The sequence below is a fragment of the Microbacterium sp. LS_15 genome (assembly GCF_041954735.1).
Taxonomy (GTDB): Bacteria; Actinomycetota; Actinomycetes; order Actinomycetales; family Microbacteriaceae; genus Microbacterium.
Genome location: NZ_JAVAYD010000015.1, coordinates 1 through 16,157 on the forward strand (window position 1 = coordinate 1; position 16,157 = coordinate 16,157).

Sequence of the window (16,157 nt, forward strand, 5' to 3'; positions counted from 1 at the left end):
CACCCTGTCTCGCTTGTCAAATCGGCGCGCGGCGCGGATCTCAGATCCGCTGCGCAGCTGAGGACAGCCGCAGAAGGGGTGGATCTCCCATCCTAGACGCACGCGTCTGTTCTCACAAGTGAGTGGATGTGGGAGGTGGTTCTCCGCTTGAGGGGGGTGAAGCTCTCGGCCTCTCCGCTTCCCTGTGGGGCGAACAGGTAATAAGTTACGCGGATTCCGGGGGTCTGGCAAATCGGGCGGGTCAGCCCGGGCGTGTCGTCGGTATCCGCGCGGCCGTTTCCCCAGTCCAGGGGGCGAAACCGCGGACTCTCTCGCCGTCGTACGATCTGAGGATGTCCTCCCGCTCGTCGTCGGCCGCTGCCTCCGCCCTCCTGGAACGCGTGTGGGCGGACCTCGGTATCCGCCCCCTCGGGGCTGACGACCACCTCGACGCCGCCGGTGAGGTGCCGCTCCGCTCCCGGCTCGCCACGGCGGAGCTCGCCTGGTCCAGCGTGCGCGCCCTCGGGCTGCTCACCGGCATCCGCACTCGCCCCGACCCGCGCCGCATCGCGATGGCCTACCGCAGCGACCGCGTGCTCACGATCGACGGCACGGCGCCGACGGTCTGGGCGCCGCTGTCCGGCTTCTGGCAGACAGCCGACGGCTGGATCCGCACCCATGCGAACTACCCCCACCACGCTGCAGCACTGCGGAGCGCACTCGCCGTGCGCCATGAGTCGTCCGCCGATGCTCTCGAGGAGGCGGTGAGAGATAGGACCGCAGACGACGTCGTCGACGCCATCCTTGCCGCGGGCGGCCTGGCCGTGCGGGTCCGTTCCGAGCAGCCGGCCGTCGACGATGAGCTCCGTCGCTCTCCCCTGCTGCAGATGCAGCGCACCCTCGACCGCTCCACCGTGAACGCCACCGCCATCACCACGGCCGCCGGGCCGACCGGCGCGGGCGCTCGACCGCTGGACGGCATCCGCGTGCTCGACCTGACGCGTGTCATCGCGGGTCCCGTGTGCACGAGATCGCTCGCGCTGCTCGGCGCCGACGTCCTGCGCCTGGATCCTCCGCATCTTCCCGAGCCGGAGTGGCAGCACTTCGACACCGGTCAGGGGAAGCGCTCCGCTCTGCTCGATGCCAGGACGGAACACTTCCGGGAACTGCTGGATCACGCGGACGTGGTGGTCCTCGGCTATCGCCCCTCGTCGCTCGCCCGCCTCGGCCTCCTTCCGGCCGACCTCCTCGCGCGGCATCCGTCCCTCATCGTCGCCGAGCTCAGCGCGTGGGGGCGCGACCAGCCCGACCGCGCCGGTTTCGACAGCCTCGTGCAGGCGGAATCGGGGATCGCCGAGGTCGAGTCCCCCGACGACATCCGCCCCGGCGTGCTGCCCGCCCAGGCTCTCGACCACAGTGCTGGCTATCTGCTCGCCGCGTCGATCGTGGCCGCGCTCCGGCACCGTAAGGCGACCGGCGGCGGGTGGCACATCAGCACCTCGCTCCGCCGGGTGGCCGCTGAACTGCTCACCCTGCCGCGGCGGCACGAGCCGCAGCCGATGGGCGAGTTCGACACCGCCCCGCACGTCGCCGCCTTCGACATCGACGGGCTCCGCCTCACGACGGCGCGACCGGCGCTTCCCGGGGTCGAGTTCGCGCCCCCGCGCCGATGGGGGCGCGATCAGCCGCGCTGGTGAGCGCGACGGAACCGACGGAACAGCGGCACCGAGAGACACAGCGCCAGCGTCGCTGCTCCCCAGAGCGCACAGGCCGGTGGCAGCACCCGATAGGCGAGATGCTGGACGGTGAAGTCCTCGGTGAACGGGCCGAAGAGGGCGTAGCCGACGATCACGGCAGCCACGAGAAGAGCAGGCAGCGAGACCCACCAGGCGAGACGGACCGCGGCGGGCACGGAGCGCACGACGTCGTCACGCACCTCGGCACGATCGAGCCGCAGCAGCATCCATACCCCGATGCCGACCAGGCCGAGGATGCTCGACCCGTGCTGCAACCACTTGTACCCGGTGAGCGGCCCCCACATCTCGTCGAGGACCGGGAACGCGGCGACTCCCCATCGCCCCTCGTGCGTGAACAGATCCCAGACGATGTGCGACAGCACGCCGAGCACGAGAGACACCGCCAGCAGCACGGGATACAGCGGGCGCCGCGGCATCCCGAGCACAGCGGCGCGGACAGCAGCGTCACCGGTCGTCGACCAGTCCCTGGGCAGCCTTCGGGAGATAGCGAGGGGCAGGAGCTCCCCGACGGCGGGGCGCAGGACTACACGCCAGAGGAGGAACAGTGCGAAAGCGACCACGGCGGTCCACACGATGTTCACGACGTCGTGCGTGAACCCGTAGTCGAGGCCGACGCCCCGGAGGAACAGCGGCAGATCCGGCGTCATGGCGCCGATCGCGATGGCGGCAGGAACCAGTGGCGTCCGGATGAAGGGCAACGCCGCCAGCGCATGGCTCGGCGTGAACGGCATGGCGGTCTCCTGTCGAGCGGCGAACGCGTGAAGCCTAACGGCGTCGGCCTGGGAACATCCCAGGCCGACGCCGTCATGACCGGATCAGGACACGAAGACGCCGGCGAGGGTCTTCTTGCCGCGTCGCAGCACGGAGACCCCACCGGGGAGGGAACCCCGCACGGTCGCGGCCTCGTCATCGACACGGACGCCGTCGAGCGAGACTCCGCCCTGCGCGATCGCGCGCCTCGCCTCCGAGAGGCTCGACACGAGACCGGTCGCGACCAGAGCTTCGACGACCGGCTCGCCCGACGCGACCGACGTGTTCGGCAGCTCCTCGAGCGCCGTGCGCAGCGTGGCCGCGTCGAGTGTCGTCAGATCTCCTTGGCCGAACAGCGCATCGGACGCCGCGATCACGGCCGCCGCCGCATCGAGGCCGTGCACGGTGGCGACCACCTCGAGGGCCAGACGCTTCTGCGCCGCACGGCGGAACGGCTCGGTCTCGACGAGCGCGGCGTACTCCTCGATCTCGGCGCGGCTGAGGAACGTGAACACCTTCAGGCGGTCGATCACGTCGGCATCCGCCGTGCTCAGCCAGAACTGGTACATCCGGTACGGGCTGCACATCTCCGGGTCGAGCCAGATCGCGTTGCCCTCGCTCTTGCCGAACTTCGTGCCGTCGCTGTTGGTGATCAGCGGCGTACCGATGGCATGCACGGAGACGCCCTCGACGCGGTGGATGAGATCCGTGCCGCTCGTGAGGTTGCCCCACTGATCCGACCCGCCGGTCTGCAGCACGCAGTCGTACTGGCGGTACAGCTCGAGGAAGTCCATGCCCTGCAGGATCTGGTAGCTGAACTCGGTGTAGCTGATGCCGGCATCCGAGTTGAGGCGCGCGGCGACGGCATCCTTCTTGAGCATCGTGCCGACACGGTAGTGCTTGCCGATCTCGCGGAGGAAGTCGATCGCCGACAGCGGCGCCGTCCAGTCGAGGTTGTTCACGATGCGCGCGGCGTTGTCGCCCTCGAAGCTCAGGTAGCGCTCGACCTGCGCGCGCAGCCGATCGACCCATTCGCCGACGGTCTCTCGCGTGTTCAGCGTGCGCTCGGCCGTCGGTCGGGGGTCGCCGATGAGTCCGGTCGAGCCTCCGACCAGCCCGAGGGGCTTGTGTCCGGCGAGCTGGATGCGGCGGAGGGTGAGGAGCTGGACGAGGTTGCCGAGGTGAAGGCTGGGCGCGGTCGGGTCGAAGCCGCAGTAATACGTGATCGGGTCCCCGGCGAGAAGGGCGCCCAGCGCCTCCTGATCGGTGGACACGTGGACGAGGCCGCGCCACACCAGTTCGTCCCACACGTTCTCGAACGTGGGGTCGATCGCCGGCGTCGCGGTCGTCAGAGCGGAATTCGACACGCTTTCCAGGCTATCAGCGCACGACTGCCGAGAATCGCGTCACGCCGCCACCCCGCTGGGCCGCCGCGAGCGGGACGCTCAGCTGTGCGCGGCCCACCACACGAGGAACGCCGCGCCGAGAGCGATGACCCAGCTGACGAGGCTGCCCACGAGGAAGTACTCGGCCCTCGCACCCGTCTCGCCGTCGCGGGAGATCTCGGGGAATCGGACGATGCCCTTCGCGGCGAGCATGGCGGCGAGGATGGGATACGCCGCGGCGAGGGTGAGGATCAGCACGAGGATCCGCTCGAGTGGACCGATCAGCCGACCGCCCTTGAATCCGCTGCGGGGGTCGACCGCTCCGCTCGCTCCGGTGAGGGCGACCGGCTCGGCCGCGACGTCCGTCGTCTCAGCAGCCGACACCGCCGTCGACATCGCCGCTGTCGACATCGTCGCCGCGGGGTCGGCCTCCGTCGCAGCGTCTGGTCTGAGGATGTCGATCGGCCGCCAGGTGTGTTCGCCGTCGAGCGCCGCGCGCACCACGAGGTTCGCGGATTCGAGCAGGAACACGCCGGCGCCGAAGGCGAGCACCGCGAGGTCGAAGGGTATCTCGCCGAAAGGAGATCGCAGCTCCCAGATCCTGCCGATCAAGCCGGTCTCCCGGCGGGGGCCGAGCCAGACGACGGCACCGATGACGAGGACGCCGAAGAGCGCGGCCGGCCAGAATCCCCGTGGCGCGCGACGCTCGGAGGGCATGCTCCACACCCACAGCGCACCGATCGCCAGCGCGGCGATCATCGGGAGCAGCGCATCGCTCACGCTGCCGAGGAACAGCAGGATGATCGCGACGGTCAGATACCCGATCCAGCGCCGCGGCGCGAACTGCCGCACGAGGTCGGCGGCTCCGACGGCGAGCAGGGCGAAACCGGCGACGATCATCCGCTGCCTCCCCTGATGGCGGCGACCCCGTCGAGGATCGCGGCGCTGCCCGCGTTCCGCAGCGACTTGGACACGCTCGGCTGCGTGATCCCCTCTTCGTCGGCGAGGTCGAGCTGGGAACGACCGATCAGGCGCCCGTAGGTGAGTCGGCGTTCGCGTTCGGACATCGCGCCGACGAGCTCGTCGCGCACGAGCAGGTACGCGTTCGACGCGGCGATCGTGCTCTCCATCACCTCATCCTGCCCGGGGGCACCGACAATCCACGTCCTCGAACGCGGAACGGCGCGCCCCTCCTTGGCGTGCACGGTCTCGATCGCCGCGCGCGCGGCATACCAGCCGGGGCCGTCGGCGAGTTCGCCGTGCACGGACTCCACCGTGCTGACCGCTCCGATGCCGATACCGAATCGGAAGCCGATCCCGTCGGGCAGACGCAGCTGGATCATGAGCAGGGAGACCAATGCGTCTTCGAGGGATCGGTAGACGCCCTGCTGCTCGTCGCCTACCGTAGGCGTGAGCGGCTGACTCGCGAGCGGCAGGTCGCCCTCGACGAGCGAGATCGTCCGGTCGAGCACGCGCTGCGCGGCGGAGCGATCGTCGAGCTTGCGAGAGCCCACGATGTCGGCGACCACGGCGATGACCATGCGATAACCATATCACGCATAGTCTGGTTTTATGCCTTATCTGGCTATAAGGTGAGGATATGCCTGATTCAGTCATCGTGCCGTGGTCCGAGGGAACCTGGACCACCGCGCCCGCCGCGATCCACTCCCCCGACGACCGCCTCGACGTCACCGCCGCCGAAGGCAGCGACGCCTGGCGCCACACGGCCTACGGTTTCGTGCACGACACCGAGCACGCGCTGCTCGCACCGCTCGGCGTGGGTGAGGCCGTCGAGGTGTCGTTCCGCGCGCCCTGGAGCGGCCAGTTCGATCAGGCCGGGGTCTTCGTCCGAGCCGACGACGAGCACTGGGTCAAAGCCGGCGTCGAGTACGCCGACGGCCACCTCGGACTGGGCGCCGTCGTGACCGCCATCCGCTCCGACTGGTCGGTGGGCCACGTCGACGACTGGCTCGACAGCGAGATCACCGTGCGGGTGAGTCGATGGGCGGATGCCGTCATCGTCCGGGCCCGCGCCGATGACGGACCGTGGCGACTCGTGCGGGTCGCCCCGTTCGACGGCGAGGCGACCGCATCCGCCGGCCCCTTCCTCGCCGCACCGACGCGCGCCGGGCTCACCGTCACGTTCACCCGCTGGACGCGGTCGGCCGCCGACGACGCGCTGCACTGACACGGGCGCGGCTGCGACGCGCGCCGGCGACCGGAAGCGCGCGACGAACGCCGCGTCAGAGCCCGAGTGCGTGCGCTGCGGCCTGGGCCCGTGCGACGAGCTCCGCGCGCTGCTCGGCGACCCGCACGGGGGCCGTGCCGCCCGCGCCCGTGCGCGAGGCCACCGAACCCTCGATCGTGAGCACCTCTCGGACCTCGGGCGAGAGGTGCGGCGACACCGACTGCAGCAGCTCGTCCGAGGCGTCCTCGAGCCCGATCCCCTGCTCCTCGCACGCACGCACCAGCGCACCCGAGATCTCGTGAGCGTCGCGGAACGGCACCCGTCGCTTCACCAGCCACTCCGCGACATCCGTCGCGAGCGAGAAGCCCTCCGGCGCCAGCGCGGCCATGCGCTCGGTGTCGAAGCGCAGCGTCGCGATCATGCCCGCGAACGCCGGCAGCACGACCTCGAGCGTCTGCACGGAGTCGAAGACGGGCTCCTTGTCCTCCTGCAGGTCGCGGTTGTACGCGAGCGGCAGCCCCTTGAGCGTCGCCAGCAGACCGGACAGGTTACCGATCAGGCGGCCGGACTTGCCGCGCGCGAGCTCGGCGATGTCGGGGTTCTTCTTCTGCGGCATGATGCTCGACCCGGTCGAGTAGCCGTCGTGCAGGGTCACGAAGCCGAACTCGCGCGTGTTCCAGAGGATGATCTCCTCGCTCAGACGCGACAGATCGACGCCCGTCATCGCCGTGATGAACGCGAACTCGGCGACCACGTCCCGCGCGGCCGTGCCGTCGAGCGAGTTCTCGGCCGGACGGTCGAGCCCGAGCTCCCTCGCCACGAGGGCGGGATCCAGACCGAGCGTGGAGCCGGCGAGGGCTCCCCCGCCGTAGGGGGAGACACCCGCGCGACGGCGCCAGTCGACCAGTCGTTCGAGCTCGCGCACCAGCGGCCACCCGTGGGCCTGCAGATGATGGGCGAGCAGGACCGGCTGCGCGTGCTGCAGATGCGTGCGACCGGGGAGGATCGCGTCGGGATGCGCTTCCGCCTGGGCGACGAGCGCATCGATCACCCGGAGCAGGTCGCGCGCGATCACACGGGCGTGGTCGATCAGGTACATCCGCACGAGCGTCGCGATCTGATCATTGCGACTGCGCCCGGCACGGAGGCGTCCGCCGAGCTCTGGGCCGAGCTCGGCGATCAGCGCCTGCTCCAGCGCGCCGTGCACGTCCTCGTCCGAGGGGACGGGCCGGAGGGTGCCGTCGGCCACCTTGCGTGCGACGGCATCCAGCCCCTCGTGCATCGTCGCGGCCTCGTCGGCCTCCAGATACCCGGCCGCCTCGAGCGCGGTCGCGTGCGCGTGCGAACCCGCGATGTCGTAGGGCGCGAGGATCCAGTCGAAGTGGGTCGACCGGCTGAGCTCGACCAGCTCGGGCGACGGCCCGCTGGCGAATCGGGCTCCCCAGAGAGCGCCCTCGTTGGTCCCGTCGTTCTTGGAGGAGGTCATCACGCGTCCTTCTTGTCGAGCAGCCACACCAGCAGCGCCTTCTGGGCGTGCAGGCGGTTCTCGGCCTCGTCCCACACCACGCTCTGCGGACCGTCGATCACCTCGGAGTCGACCTCGTAGCCGCGGTCGGCGGGGAGGCAGTGGATGAAGATCGCCTCGGAGTCGGCGAGCGTCATGGTCTCGGGGGTCACCTTGTAGCCGCCGAGATCGCGGATGCGGGCGAGCTTCTCCTCCTCCTTGCCCATCGACACCCAGGTGTCGGTCACGACGACGTCGGCTCCGGCCGCGGCCTCGACCGGGTCGGTGAGGAGCGTGATCGAGCCGCCGGTCTCCGCCGCACGCCGATCGGCCGCCTCGACGACATCGGCGCGCGGGGCGTAGTCGGCCGGCGAGGCGATGCGCACGTGCATCCCCGCGGTGACGCCGGCGAGCGCGTACGAGTGCGCCATGTTGCTCTGTCCATCGCCGAAGAACGTCAGGGTGAGGCCCTTCAAGTCGCCCTTGTGCTCGCGGATCGTCAGCAGGTCGGCGAGCAGCTGGCACGGGTGGAAGTCGTCGGACAGCGCGTTGACGACCGGCACGCGGGTCCCCGCCGCCATCTCCTCCAGGCCGGACTGCGCGTAGGTGCGCCACACGATCGCGGCGACCTGCCTCTCGAGCACGCGCGCCGTGTCGGAGGGGGTCTCCTTGCCGCCGAGCTGGCTGTTCGCGGTCGAGATGATCAGCGGCGATCCGCCGAGGTCGGCGATGCCCACCGCGAACGACACCCGCGTGCGCGTCGACGACTTGTCGAAGATCACCGCGACGGTCTGCGGGCCCGCGAGAGCCTTGTTCGCCCAGCGGTCCTTCTTCAGCTCGAACGCGAGGTCGAGGATCTCGGCCTGCTCCGCGGGGGTCAGGTCGTCGTCACGAAGGAGGTGGCGGGTCATGCGTGGGCCTTTCCGGAGTCGGTGAGGGATGCCGAGACGTCGGCGAGCGCGGCGGCGAACAGGTCGCGGAACTCGGCGAGCTCGGCATCCCCGATCGTGAGAGCGGGCGCGATGCGCACGGTCTCGGGGTTGGCCGCATTGACGATGAGGCCGTGCGCCTGAGCGGCGGCCACCACGTCTCCGGCGACCGGAGCGCTGAGCTCGACGCCGATCAGCAGGCCGCGTCCGCGCACCCCCGCGACGAGGGGCGAGTCGAGACCCGTGATGATCTCGCGCAGCTCCTGGCCACGACGGGCGGCATTGTCGACGAGGCCGGCGCGCTCGATCTCGGCGAGCACCGCGTCGGCCACGGCGGTGGCGAGCGGATTGCCGCCGAACGTCGATCCGTGCGAACCGGGCGTGAACAGCGAGCTCGCCGCACCGTAGGTGACGAGAGCGCCGATGGGGAACCCTCCGCCGATGCCCTTGGCCAGCGTGATGGCATCGGGGATGATGCCCTCGTGACTGAAGCCGAACCAGGCGCCGGTGCGCCCAGCGCCCGTCTGGATCTCGTCGACGATGAGCAGGGCACCGTGCGCCAGCGTCAGCGACCGTGCGGCCTGCAGGTACCCCTCGGGCAGTTCGACGACGCCCGCCTCTCCCTGGATCGGTTCGACGATGACGGCGGCGACACGGTCGTCGAGTGCCGCCTCCAGCGCCTCGACGGTGGCGGGGATGTGCTCGACTCCCCCCGGCATGGGTTCGAAGGGGGCCCGCATCGCGGGTTTCGCCGTGAGCGCGAGCGACCCCATCGTGCGGCCGTGGAAGCCGTTCTCGAGAGCGATGATGCGCGGCCTGTCGGCTCCTCCGTGCAGACGGGCGAGCTTGAAAGCCGCCTCGTTCGCCTCGGCTCCCGAGTTGGAGAAGAACACGCGGCCCTCGATGCCGGCGCCCGCGAGACGCTTGAGGCGGGCAGCGAGAGCCAGCTGCGGCGGCGTCGCGAAGTAGTTGGAGACGTGTGCGAGGGTCGCCGCCTGGGTGGCGACGGCGTCCACGAACACCGGGTGCGCGTGACCGAGCGAGGTCACCGCGATACCGGCGAGGAAGTCGAGGTGCCGGGTGCCCTCCGAATCCCAGAGGTACGAACCCTCTCCGCGCGTGAGGAGAGCGAGTCGGCGTCCCGCGTTGAGGACCAGGTCGTTCTCCGCGTCGTCCTGCCAGTTGCTCATGCCGTCGTCCCTGCGCTTCCCTTGACCACTTCTGTTCCGATTCCCTTACTCGTGAAGAGCTCGACGAGCACTGAGTGCGGTACTCGTCCGTCGATGATCGCTGCGGCGTCGACGCCGCCCTCGACCGCGTCGAGGCACGCGCGCATCTTCGGGATCATGCCCGACTCGAGCGACGGCAGCATCTCGACGAGAGCCTCCGAGGTGAGGTGCGAGACGAGCGAGTCGCGGTTCGGCCAGTCGGCGTACAGCCCCGGCACATCGGTGAGGATCACGAGCTTGCGCGCCCTGAGCGCCACCGCGAGCGCGGCCGCCGCGGCGTCGGCGTTCACGTTGAGCGACTGACCGGGGTGGTCGAGGTCGGGCGCGATGCTCGAGACCACGGGAACCCGCCCTGCCGTCAGGTGGTCGAGCACCGGCGTCGGATCGACCTGCACGACGTCGCCCACGCGTCCGAGATCGATCTCCTCCCCGTCCACGACGACCCCGCGGCGGCGTCCGCCGAAGAGTCCGGCATCCTCTCCGCTGAGACCGGTCGCGATCGGGCCGTGCGAGTTGATCTTCGACACGAGCTGCGGGTTCACCTGACCGGTGAGCACCATCCGCACGACGCTGATGGCCTCCGTGTTGGTGACGCGGTAGCCGCCCTTGAACTCGCTGGGGATCTCGAGACGCTCGAGCATGTTCGAGATCTGCGGTCCCCCGCCGTGCACGACGACCGGCAGCACGCCCACGTAGCGCAGATACGCGATGTCCTGCGCGAAGGCCTCCTGCAGCTCGTCCGAGACCATCGCGTTGCCGCCGTACTTGACGACGACGATCTGATCGCGGAACTTCTTCAGCCACGGCAGGGATTCGATGAGCGTCGACGCCTTGACGGCCGCGACGTCCGGCGTGGTGTCCTGGATGTCGGTCATGAGGCGTAGGCGCTGTTCTCGTGCACGTAGTCGTGGGTGAGGTCGTTGGTGAGGATCGTCGCCGTCTCGTCGCCGACCTTGAGATCGATGACGAGGTGCGTGGCGCGCGGGGTCAGGTCGACCTCCTCGCGCGGACGATCGGGACCGCCTTCGCTGCACACACGGACGCCGTTCATCCACACGTCCACGTCGTACGGGTCGAACTGCGCGTTCGTCGTGCCGATCGCCGCGAGCACGCGACCCCAGTTCGGGTCGTTGCCGAAGATCGCGGCTTTGAACAGGTTGTTGCGGGCGACGGAACGGCCGACCTCGACGGCATCGGTCTCGGACGCGGCGTGGCGCACCTCGATCGTGATGTCGTGGCTCGCCCCCTCGGCGTCGCCCTGCAGCTTGACGGCGAGCTCCTGGCACAGCTCCCGGAGGGCCGCACCGAAGTCGTCGAGCGACGGCGCGATGCCGGAGGCGCCGTTGGCGAGCAGCGTCACCTGGTCGTTCGTCGACATGCACCCGTCGGAGTCGAGGCGGTCGAACGTGCGGCCCGTCGCGGCCCGCAGCGCGGCGTCGGCCTCCAGAGGCTCGAGCACGGCATCCGTCGTGATGACGACGAGCATGGTCGCGAGACCGGGAGCGAGCATGCCTGCGCCCTTGGCCATCCCGCCGATGGTCCAGCCGTCGCGGCTGACGACCGCTGTCTTCGACACGCTGTCGGTGGTCATGATGGCCTCGGCCGCCACGGGTCCGCCGTCGGCCGAGAGCTCGGCGATGGCCTGCTCCGTGCCGGCGAGCACCTTGCCGCGGAAGACGTCGTCGCCCACGCCGATGAGGCCGGTCGAGCAGACGAGCACGTCACCCGCGCTGACGCCCAGCAGTTCGGCGGCCTTCTCGGCCGTCTGATGCGTGGTCTGGAATCCGAAGCTGCCGGTGAAGCAGTTCGCCCCGCCCGAGTTCAGCACGACGGCCTCGACCACCCGGTCGGCCACGGCCTGCTGCGACCAGATGATGGGATTCGCCTTCGCGCGGTTGCTCGTGAAGACGGCGGCGCCCACCTTGCGGGGGCCGCGGTTGACGACGACGGCGACGTCGGGCTTGCCGGTCGACTTGAGTCCGGCGGCGACTCCCGCCGCTTCGAATCCTGCGGGGGCGGTGACGCTCACGGCGCGACTCCGTTCACTGAGAGGGCGCGGGACTCGGGGAGTCCCAGCGCGAGGTTCATGGATTGCACGGCTGCGCCGGCGGTGCCCTTGACGAGGTTGTCGACGGCCGTCACGACGGTCACGCGCTGGGCGGCGCGGTCGATCGCGAGTCCGATGAGAGCGGTGTTCGCGCCCAGCACGTCGGCTGTGCGAGGGAACTCGCCCGCCGGCAGCAGCTGCACGAATGTCTCGTCGCCATACGCGGACTCCCAGGCGGCGCGGATCTCGGCGTCGCTGACGCCCTCGACGATCGGCGCCGTCGACGTCGCGAGGATCCCCCGCGACATCGGCACGAGCACGGGCGTGAAGGAGATGCGGATGCCGTCGGCAGCCGCCTCCGGCGAGAGACCGGATGCCGCGGCGAGCGCCTGACGGATCTCCGGGATGTGCCGGTGGGTGCCGCCCACGGCGTAGGGGTTGGCCGTGCCGAGGATCTCACTCGCGAGCAGGTTGGTCTTCAGACTCTTGCCGGCGCCCGAGGGGCCGACGGCGAGCACGGAGACGATGTCGCGAGGGTCGATGACGCCGGCGGCGACTCCCGGCGCGAGGCTGAGGCTCACGGTCGAGGCGTTGCACCCCGGCGCGGCGATCCTCGTCGCACCGCGCAGCTTCTCGCGCTGCTTGGCGCCGCCCGTGAGCAGCTCGGGTACCCCGTACGTCCAGGCATCGTGGAACGCGCCGCCGTAGAACGCGTCCCACGCGTCCTGCGAGGTGAGCCGGTGGTCGGCGCCGGCGTCGATCACGAGCGGGGTGTCGCCGAGCGCATCCGTGTACTGACCGGACTGGCCGTGCGGCAGCGCGAGGAACACGATGTCATGCCCGGCGAGGATCTCGGGGGTCGTGTCCTGCAGCGTGAGGTGCGCGAGTGAACGCAGGTGCGGCTGGTGCTGGACGAGCGGCTGTCCGGCGTTCGAGTGCGCCGTGACGGTGCGGATCTCGATGTCGGGGTGAGCTGCGAGAAGGCGTAGGATCTCGCCGCCCGCGTAGCCGGATGCGCCGGAGACGGCGACGGAATACGTCATGCTTCTACCTTAACGGTCGGACCCTTCGCGGAACTCAGGGTGCAGTGTCGGGGGCCGGGGCGGCGACACCGGCACTCGACCGCCGGGCAGGCAGGAGCGCGGGGTCGCCTACAGTCGGCGGCCGCCGCGGCGTCGGCGCACAGCGATGACGCTCGGAGCGAGCGTCAGGGTGGCGGAGTCGGCCGAAGGCATGTCGTGACGATAGCGCGGGCCTCGCACGGCGCGCAAATCTGCCGCGTCACAGGAGGCCGCTCCTGCCCGCCGCGAAGAACGCGAGCTCGTGCGCGCTGGAGACCTCGAACGCGCGGCGCATGCGGGCCTGCGTGCCGGCATCCGCAACCGCTGCGGCCGACATCGTGTAGGTGATCGCCCGCTCCGTCGCCTCCTCGAACGTCGGATCCGCGTACGTGGCGAGCCACGACGCGTACGGATGCCGGGGGTCACGCGCTGCGGCGCCGAACTCCCCCGCATGGAGCCGGTGACCGAGGTCGGTGTACAGCCAGAAGCACGGCAGGACGGCCGCGACGAGCTCGGCATAGTCGCCGCCGAACGCGATCGACCTCAGATGATCGAGGTACGCGGTGGTCGCGGGCGCCGGCGCGGCGTCGAACGTCGCGGCATCCACGCCCTGCTCGGGGGTCAGCCAGGCGGCGTGCAGTTCGAGCTCTCCCGCGATCGCACCGTGGGCGGCGCCGACCCAGAAGGACTGCTCGGCGGATGTCGGCGCGAGCCGTGACGCCTCGGCGAGCACGCGTGCGTAGTCGCGCAGATACAGCGCGTCCTGCTGCAGGTAGAAGAGGAAGGCATCGCGCGGGAGCGTGCCGTCGGCCAGTCCTCGGACGAAGGGCAGACCGTCGATCCCGGAACGGATGCCGGCGATGCTCTCCCACCATTCGCGCCGGACATCTCCGGGGCGGGGTCGATTCGACTCCCCGGCATCCGTCACCCCCGCCGGCGCCCACAGTCCCGCCCGCGCCCACAGTCCCGCGAAGTGGTCGACGGGCCCGTTACCCCGGCCGACGCGCAGCCGTTCGCCGGAGCGCAGGGATTCGCGCAGCCATTCCCTGGCTGCGGCGACGGCGGTCTCCCGGTCCTCCCCGCGGCCGAGCCGTGTCGCGAGCGCGGACGAGAGCGAGCATCCCGTGCCGTGCGTGTTCTCGGTCGCGATTCGCGAGCCGGGGAACTCGCGGACCATGCCGTCACCCGCGTCGACCAGCGCGTCGGGTACCGCATCGCCCGGCAGGTGACCGCCCTTCACCAGCACAGCGATTCCGGCGCGGCGGGAGAAGCGCTCAGCCGCGGCGAGCGCCCCCTCCCATCCGCCGATCGATTCTCCGGTCAGCGCGGCCAGCTCGGCGAGGTTGGGGGTCACGATGTCGGCCAGCTCGACGAGCTTCCGCATCGCGGTCTCGGCCGCCCGGTCGAGCAGCCGGTCGCCGCTGGTGGCCACCATGACGGGGTCGAGCACGACGATCGGCGGCCGGACGCGCTGAAGCCAGTCGCCGACCACCTCGATGACGGCGGCGTCCGCGAGCATCCCGATCTTGACCGCGTCGATCACGATGTCGTCGGCGAGCGCCTCGAGCTGTGCGTGGAGCATCTCGGGAGGCGGCACGTGCACTGCGCGCACCCCCTGGGTGTTCTGCGCCGTGAGGGCGGTGATCGCCGCCATGCCGTACCCGCCGTTCGCGGCGATCGACTTGAGGTCGGCTTGGATCCCCGCACCGCCGGACGGATCGCTGCCCGCGATGGAGAGCACCCGGGGCACGCCGGCGGATCGCCACGTCGCGAGGAGGTCGGCCGCAGCGGATGCCGGATCGCTCGCCGCGCACAGCGCCGAGACCACCGCGACCCCTGCCGCACCGGCACCGCGCAGAGCGGCCACGTCGGCGCGCCCGACACCGCCGATGGCCACGCACGGGAGCGGGCTCCGGGCAGCGAACGCACGGAAGCCCTCGACGCCCAGTGCGGGCGGGTGATCCGGTTTCGTGCTGGTCGGATGGATGACGCCCACACCGAGGTAGTCGACCGTGCCCGCGGGAAGAGCGAGGGCGTCCTCGAGGTGCTCGGAGGTGTTGGCCGTGAGGCCGATCAGCGCGTGCGGACCCAGCTCTGCCCTCGCCCGTCGCACCGAGGCGTCTCCCTGGCCGAGATGCACGCCGTCCACGCGGGCTCCGGCCGCGCGCGCCGCGAGCGCTGCATCGAGCCGGTCGTTCACGACGAGGAGCGCCTGCCCGTCGATCACCCGCGACAGAGCGACGAGCTGCGCGACCGTCTCGGCGTCCGTCGCGCTCTTGTCTCGGAGCTGGACGATGCGCGCTCCTCCGGCGACAGCGCGCCGCACCGTCTCGACCACACCGCGACGTCCGCACAGGTCGGGATCGGTGACGAGGTACAGCGACAGGTCGGCGATCACCGCACGACCTCCTCGATGCGTGCTGCGGCCGCGATGTCGCCGGGCTGCACGGCGGCGAGCGCGTCGAGCAGGGCCACCGCGAAGTTGCCGGGGCCCGCCGATCCCTCTGCCGCACGCTCCGCGGCGATCGTGTAGACGACGCTCGCGGAGGCGACGGCGGTGAGCGCGTCGATCGGCAGGGAACGGGCGGTCCCGAGGAACGCGGCCATGACCGCCCCGAGCGCGCACCCTCCCCCGGTGACGCGCGTGAGCAGCTCATGACCGTTGGCGATGCGCAGCGTCCGTCTGCCGTCGGTCAGGAGGTCGACCGCACCGGAGACCGCGACGACGCTGCCGAATCTCTCCGCGAGAAAGGCCGCGGCATCCGCTGCCGCATCCGGCGTGTCGACCGCGTCGACCCCGCGTCCCCCCTCGCTCAGCCCGGCGAGCGCGAGGATCTCCGAGGCGTTGCCGCGGATGGCGGTCGGCCGCGACGCTGCGAGCTCCCTGGCCAGGGCCGTCCGCACAGGCAGTGCGCCGATAGCTACCGGGTCGAGCACCCAGGGCGTGCCGGAGGCGGATGCCGCGGCGACCGCCTCGCGGCTCGCTTCGCGCTGTTCGGGTGTGGGGGTCCCCAGGTTGACCAGCATCCCCGAGGCGACCCGCGCGAACGGGCCGGCCTCGTCGACGATGTCGACCATCGCCGGCGCTGCACCGAGAGCGAGCAGCACGTTGGCGGTGAACCCGGTGACCACCGTGTTCGTGATGCAGTGCGTCAGCGGTGGGGCCTGACGCAATGCGGAGAGCAGCTCCGCGGCTGGACCGGTGACGGTCGATTCGGAGTGCGGGCGCAGACGATCGCTCATCGCGACATCCCTTCGCTAGTACGAACTAGACCAGGTTCGACGGGTGTGTTCTCAGCCGCGGATGCGGCACCCCGTGTCACTGCTC

14 protein-coding genes and 1 riboswitch are annotated in these 16,157 nt (G+C 70.7%); of the genes, 2 read left to right on the forward strand and 12 right to left on the reverse strand.

Annotated elements, in window-relative coordinates:
• Positions 1–332: 332 nt before the first annotated feature.
• Positions 333–1,676, forward strand: coding sequence for a CoA transferase (locus tag RAC69_RS14835; protein ID WP_375087502.1), 1,344 nt, complete (start codon positions 333–335; stop codon positions 1,674–1,676).
• On the opposite strand, the gene RAC69_RS14840 is transcribed toward RAC69_RS14835, so the two are convergent.
• The 4 genes from RAC69_RS14840 to RAC69_RS14855 form a co-directional block, all read right to left on the reverse strand.
• Complete coding sequence (locus RAC69_RS14840) at positions 1,661–2,467, reverse strand: DUF4184 family protein (protein ID WP_375087503.1); 807 nt, start codon at positions 2,465–2,467, stop codon at positions 1,661–1,663. The genes RAC69_RS14835 and RAC69_RS14840 overlap by 16 nt on opposite strands.
• An 84-nt stretch (positions 2,468–2,551) precedes the next feature.
• A complete protein-coding gene (gene tyrS, locus RAC69_RS14845; RefSeq protein WP_375087504.1) occupies positions 2,552–3,853 on the reverse strand; it encodes a tyrosine--tRNA ligase in 1,302 nt (433 codons plus the stop codon).
• A gap of 78 nt (positions 3,854–3,931) precedes the next feature.
• A complete protein-coding gene (locus RAC69_RS14850; RefSeq protein WP_375087505.1) occupies positions 3,932–4,771 on the reverse strand; it encodes a hypothetical protein in 840 nt (279 codons plus the stop codon).
• Positions 4,768–5,412, reverse strand: coding sequence for a SatD family protein (locus RAC69_RS14855; protein WP_375087506.1), 645 nt, complete (start codon positions 5,410–5,412; stop codon positions 4,768–4,770). Before RAC69_RS14855 ends, RAC69_RS14850 begins: the two co-directional genes overlap by 4 nt.
• A 59-nt stretch (positions 5,413–5,471) precedes the next feature.
• Between RAC69_RS14855 and RAC69_RS14860 the strand changes: the two genes are divergently transcribed.
• Entirely contained in the window at positions 5,472–6,059 is a 588-nt protein-coding gene (locus RAC69_RS14860; RefSeq protein WP_375087507.1) for a DUF1349 domain-containing protein, read from the forward strand.
• 55 nt (positions 6,060–6,114) lie between these two features.
• On the opposite strand, the gene argH is transcribed toward RAC69_RS14860, so the two are convergent.
• The 8 genes from argH to thiM all read right to left on the reverse strand — a co-directional run bounded on the left by argH (position 6,115) and on the right by thiM (position 16,072).
• A complete protein-coding gene (gene argH, locus RAC69_RS14865; protein WP_375087508.1) occupies positions 6,115–7,545 on the reverse strand; it encodes an argininosuccinate lyase in 1,431 nt (476 codons plus the stop codon).
• Positions 7,545–8,474 (reverse strand): ornithine carbamoyltransferase, encoded by a 930-nt coding sequence (gene argF, locus RAC69_RS14870; RefSeq protein WP_375087509.1) that lies wholly within the window; start codon positions 8,472–8,474, stop codon positions 7,545–7,547. The genes argH and argF overlap by 1 nt, the downstream gene beginning before the upstream one ends.
• On the reverse strand, positions 8,471–9,682 hold the full coding sequence (locus RAC69_RS14875) for an acetylornithine transaminase (RefSeq protein ID WP_375087510.1): 1,212 nt from the start codon (positions 9,680–9,682) through the stop codon (positions 8,471–8,473). Before RAC69_RS14875 ends, argF begins: the two co-directional genes overlap by 4 nt.
• Positions 9,679–10,596, reverse strand: coding sequence for an acetylglutamate kinase (gene argB / locus RAC69_RS14880; protein ID WP_341933993.1), 918 nt, complete (start codon positions 10,594–10,596; stop codon positions 9,679–9,681). The genes RAC69_RS14875 and argB overlap by 4 nt, the downstream gene beginning before the upstream one ends.
• Positions 10,593–11,750 (reverse strand): bifunctional glutamate N-acetyltransferase/amino-acid acetyltransferase ArgJ, encoded by a 1,158-nt coding sequence (gene argJ / locus RAC69_RS14885; protein ID WP_375087511.1) that lies wholly within the window; start codon positions 11,748–11,750, stop codon positions 10,593–10,595. Before argJ ends, argB begins: the two co-directional genes overlap by 4 nt.
• Positions 11,747–12,811, reverse strand: a complete 1,065-nt coding sequence (gene argC, locus RAC69_RS14890) for an N-acetyl-gamma-glutamyl-phosphate reductase (protein ID WP_375087512.1) — start codon at positions 12,809–12,811, stop codon at positions 11,747–11,749. The genes argJ and argC overlap by 4 nt, the downstream gene beginning before the upstream one ends.
• Positions 12,812–13,049: 238 nt before the next feature.
• Positions 13,050–15,227, reverse strand: coding sequence for a bifunctional hydroxymethylpyrimidine kinase/phosphomethylpyrimidine kinase (locus tag RAC69_RS14895; protein ID WP_375087513.1), 2,178 nt, complete (start codon positions 15,225–15,227; stop codon positions 13,050–13,052).
• Positions 15,224–16,072 (reverse strand): hydroxyethylthiazole kinase, encoded by an 849-nt coding sequence (gene thiM, locus RAC69_RS14900; protein ID WP_375087514.1) that lies wholly within the window; start codon positions 16,070–16,072, stop codon positions 15,224–15,226. Before thiM ends, RAC69_RS14895 begins: the two co-directional genes overlap by 4 nt.
• Positions 16,063–16,156: riboswitch (TPP riboswitch) on the reverse strand. It overlaps the preceding gene by 10 nt.
• Position 16,157: the final 1 nt, after the last annotated feature.

Excerpts from the sequence above, each read along its gene's own strand:
- RAC69_RS14835 (WP_375087502.1), top strand. The coding sequence starts at position 333 with ATGTCCTCCCGCTCGTCGTCGGCCGCTGCCTCCGCCCTCCTGGAACGC.
- RAC69_RS14840 (WP_375087503.1), bottom strand. The coding sequence starts at position 2,467 with ATGCCGTTCACGCCGAGCCATGCGCTGGCGGCGTTGCCCTTCATCCGG.
- RAC69_RS14850 (WP_375087505.1), bottom strand. The coding sequence starts at position 4,771 with ATGATCGTCGCCGGTTTCGCCCTGCTCGCCGTCGGAGCCGCCGACCTC.
- RAC69_RS14855 (WP_375087506.1), bottom strand. The coding sequence starts at position 5,412 with ATGGTCATCGCCGTGGTCGCCGACATCGTGGGCTCTCGCAAGCTCGAC.
- RAC69_RS14860 (WP_375087507.1), top strand. The coding sequence starts at position 5,472 with ATGCCTGATTCAGTCATCGTGCCGTGGTCCGAGGGAACCTGGACCACC.
- argH (WP_375087508.1), bottom strand. The coding sequence starts at position 7,545 with ATGACCTCCTCCAAGAACGACGGGACCAACGAGGGCGCTCTCTGGGGA.
- argF (WP_375087509.1), bottom strand. The coding sequence starts at position 8,474 with ATGACCCGCCACCTCCTTCGTGACGACGACCTGACCCCCGCGGAGCAG.
- RAC69_RS14875 (WP_375087510.1), bottom strand. The coding sequence starts at position 9,682 with ATGAGCAACTGGCAGGACGACGCGGAGAACGACCTGGTCCTCAACGCG.
- argB (WP_341933993.1), bottom strand. The coding sequence starts at position 10,596 with ATGACCGACATCCAGGACACCACGCCGGACGTCGCGGCCGTCAAGGCG.
- argC (WP_375087512.1), bottom strand. The coding sequence starts at position 12,811 with ATGACGTATTCCGTCGCCGTCTCCGGCGCATCCGGCTACGCGGGCGGC.
- thiM (WP_375087514.1), bottom strand. The coding sequence starts at position 16,072 with ATGAGCGATCGTCTGCGCCCGCACTCCGAATCGACCGTCACCGGTCCA.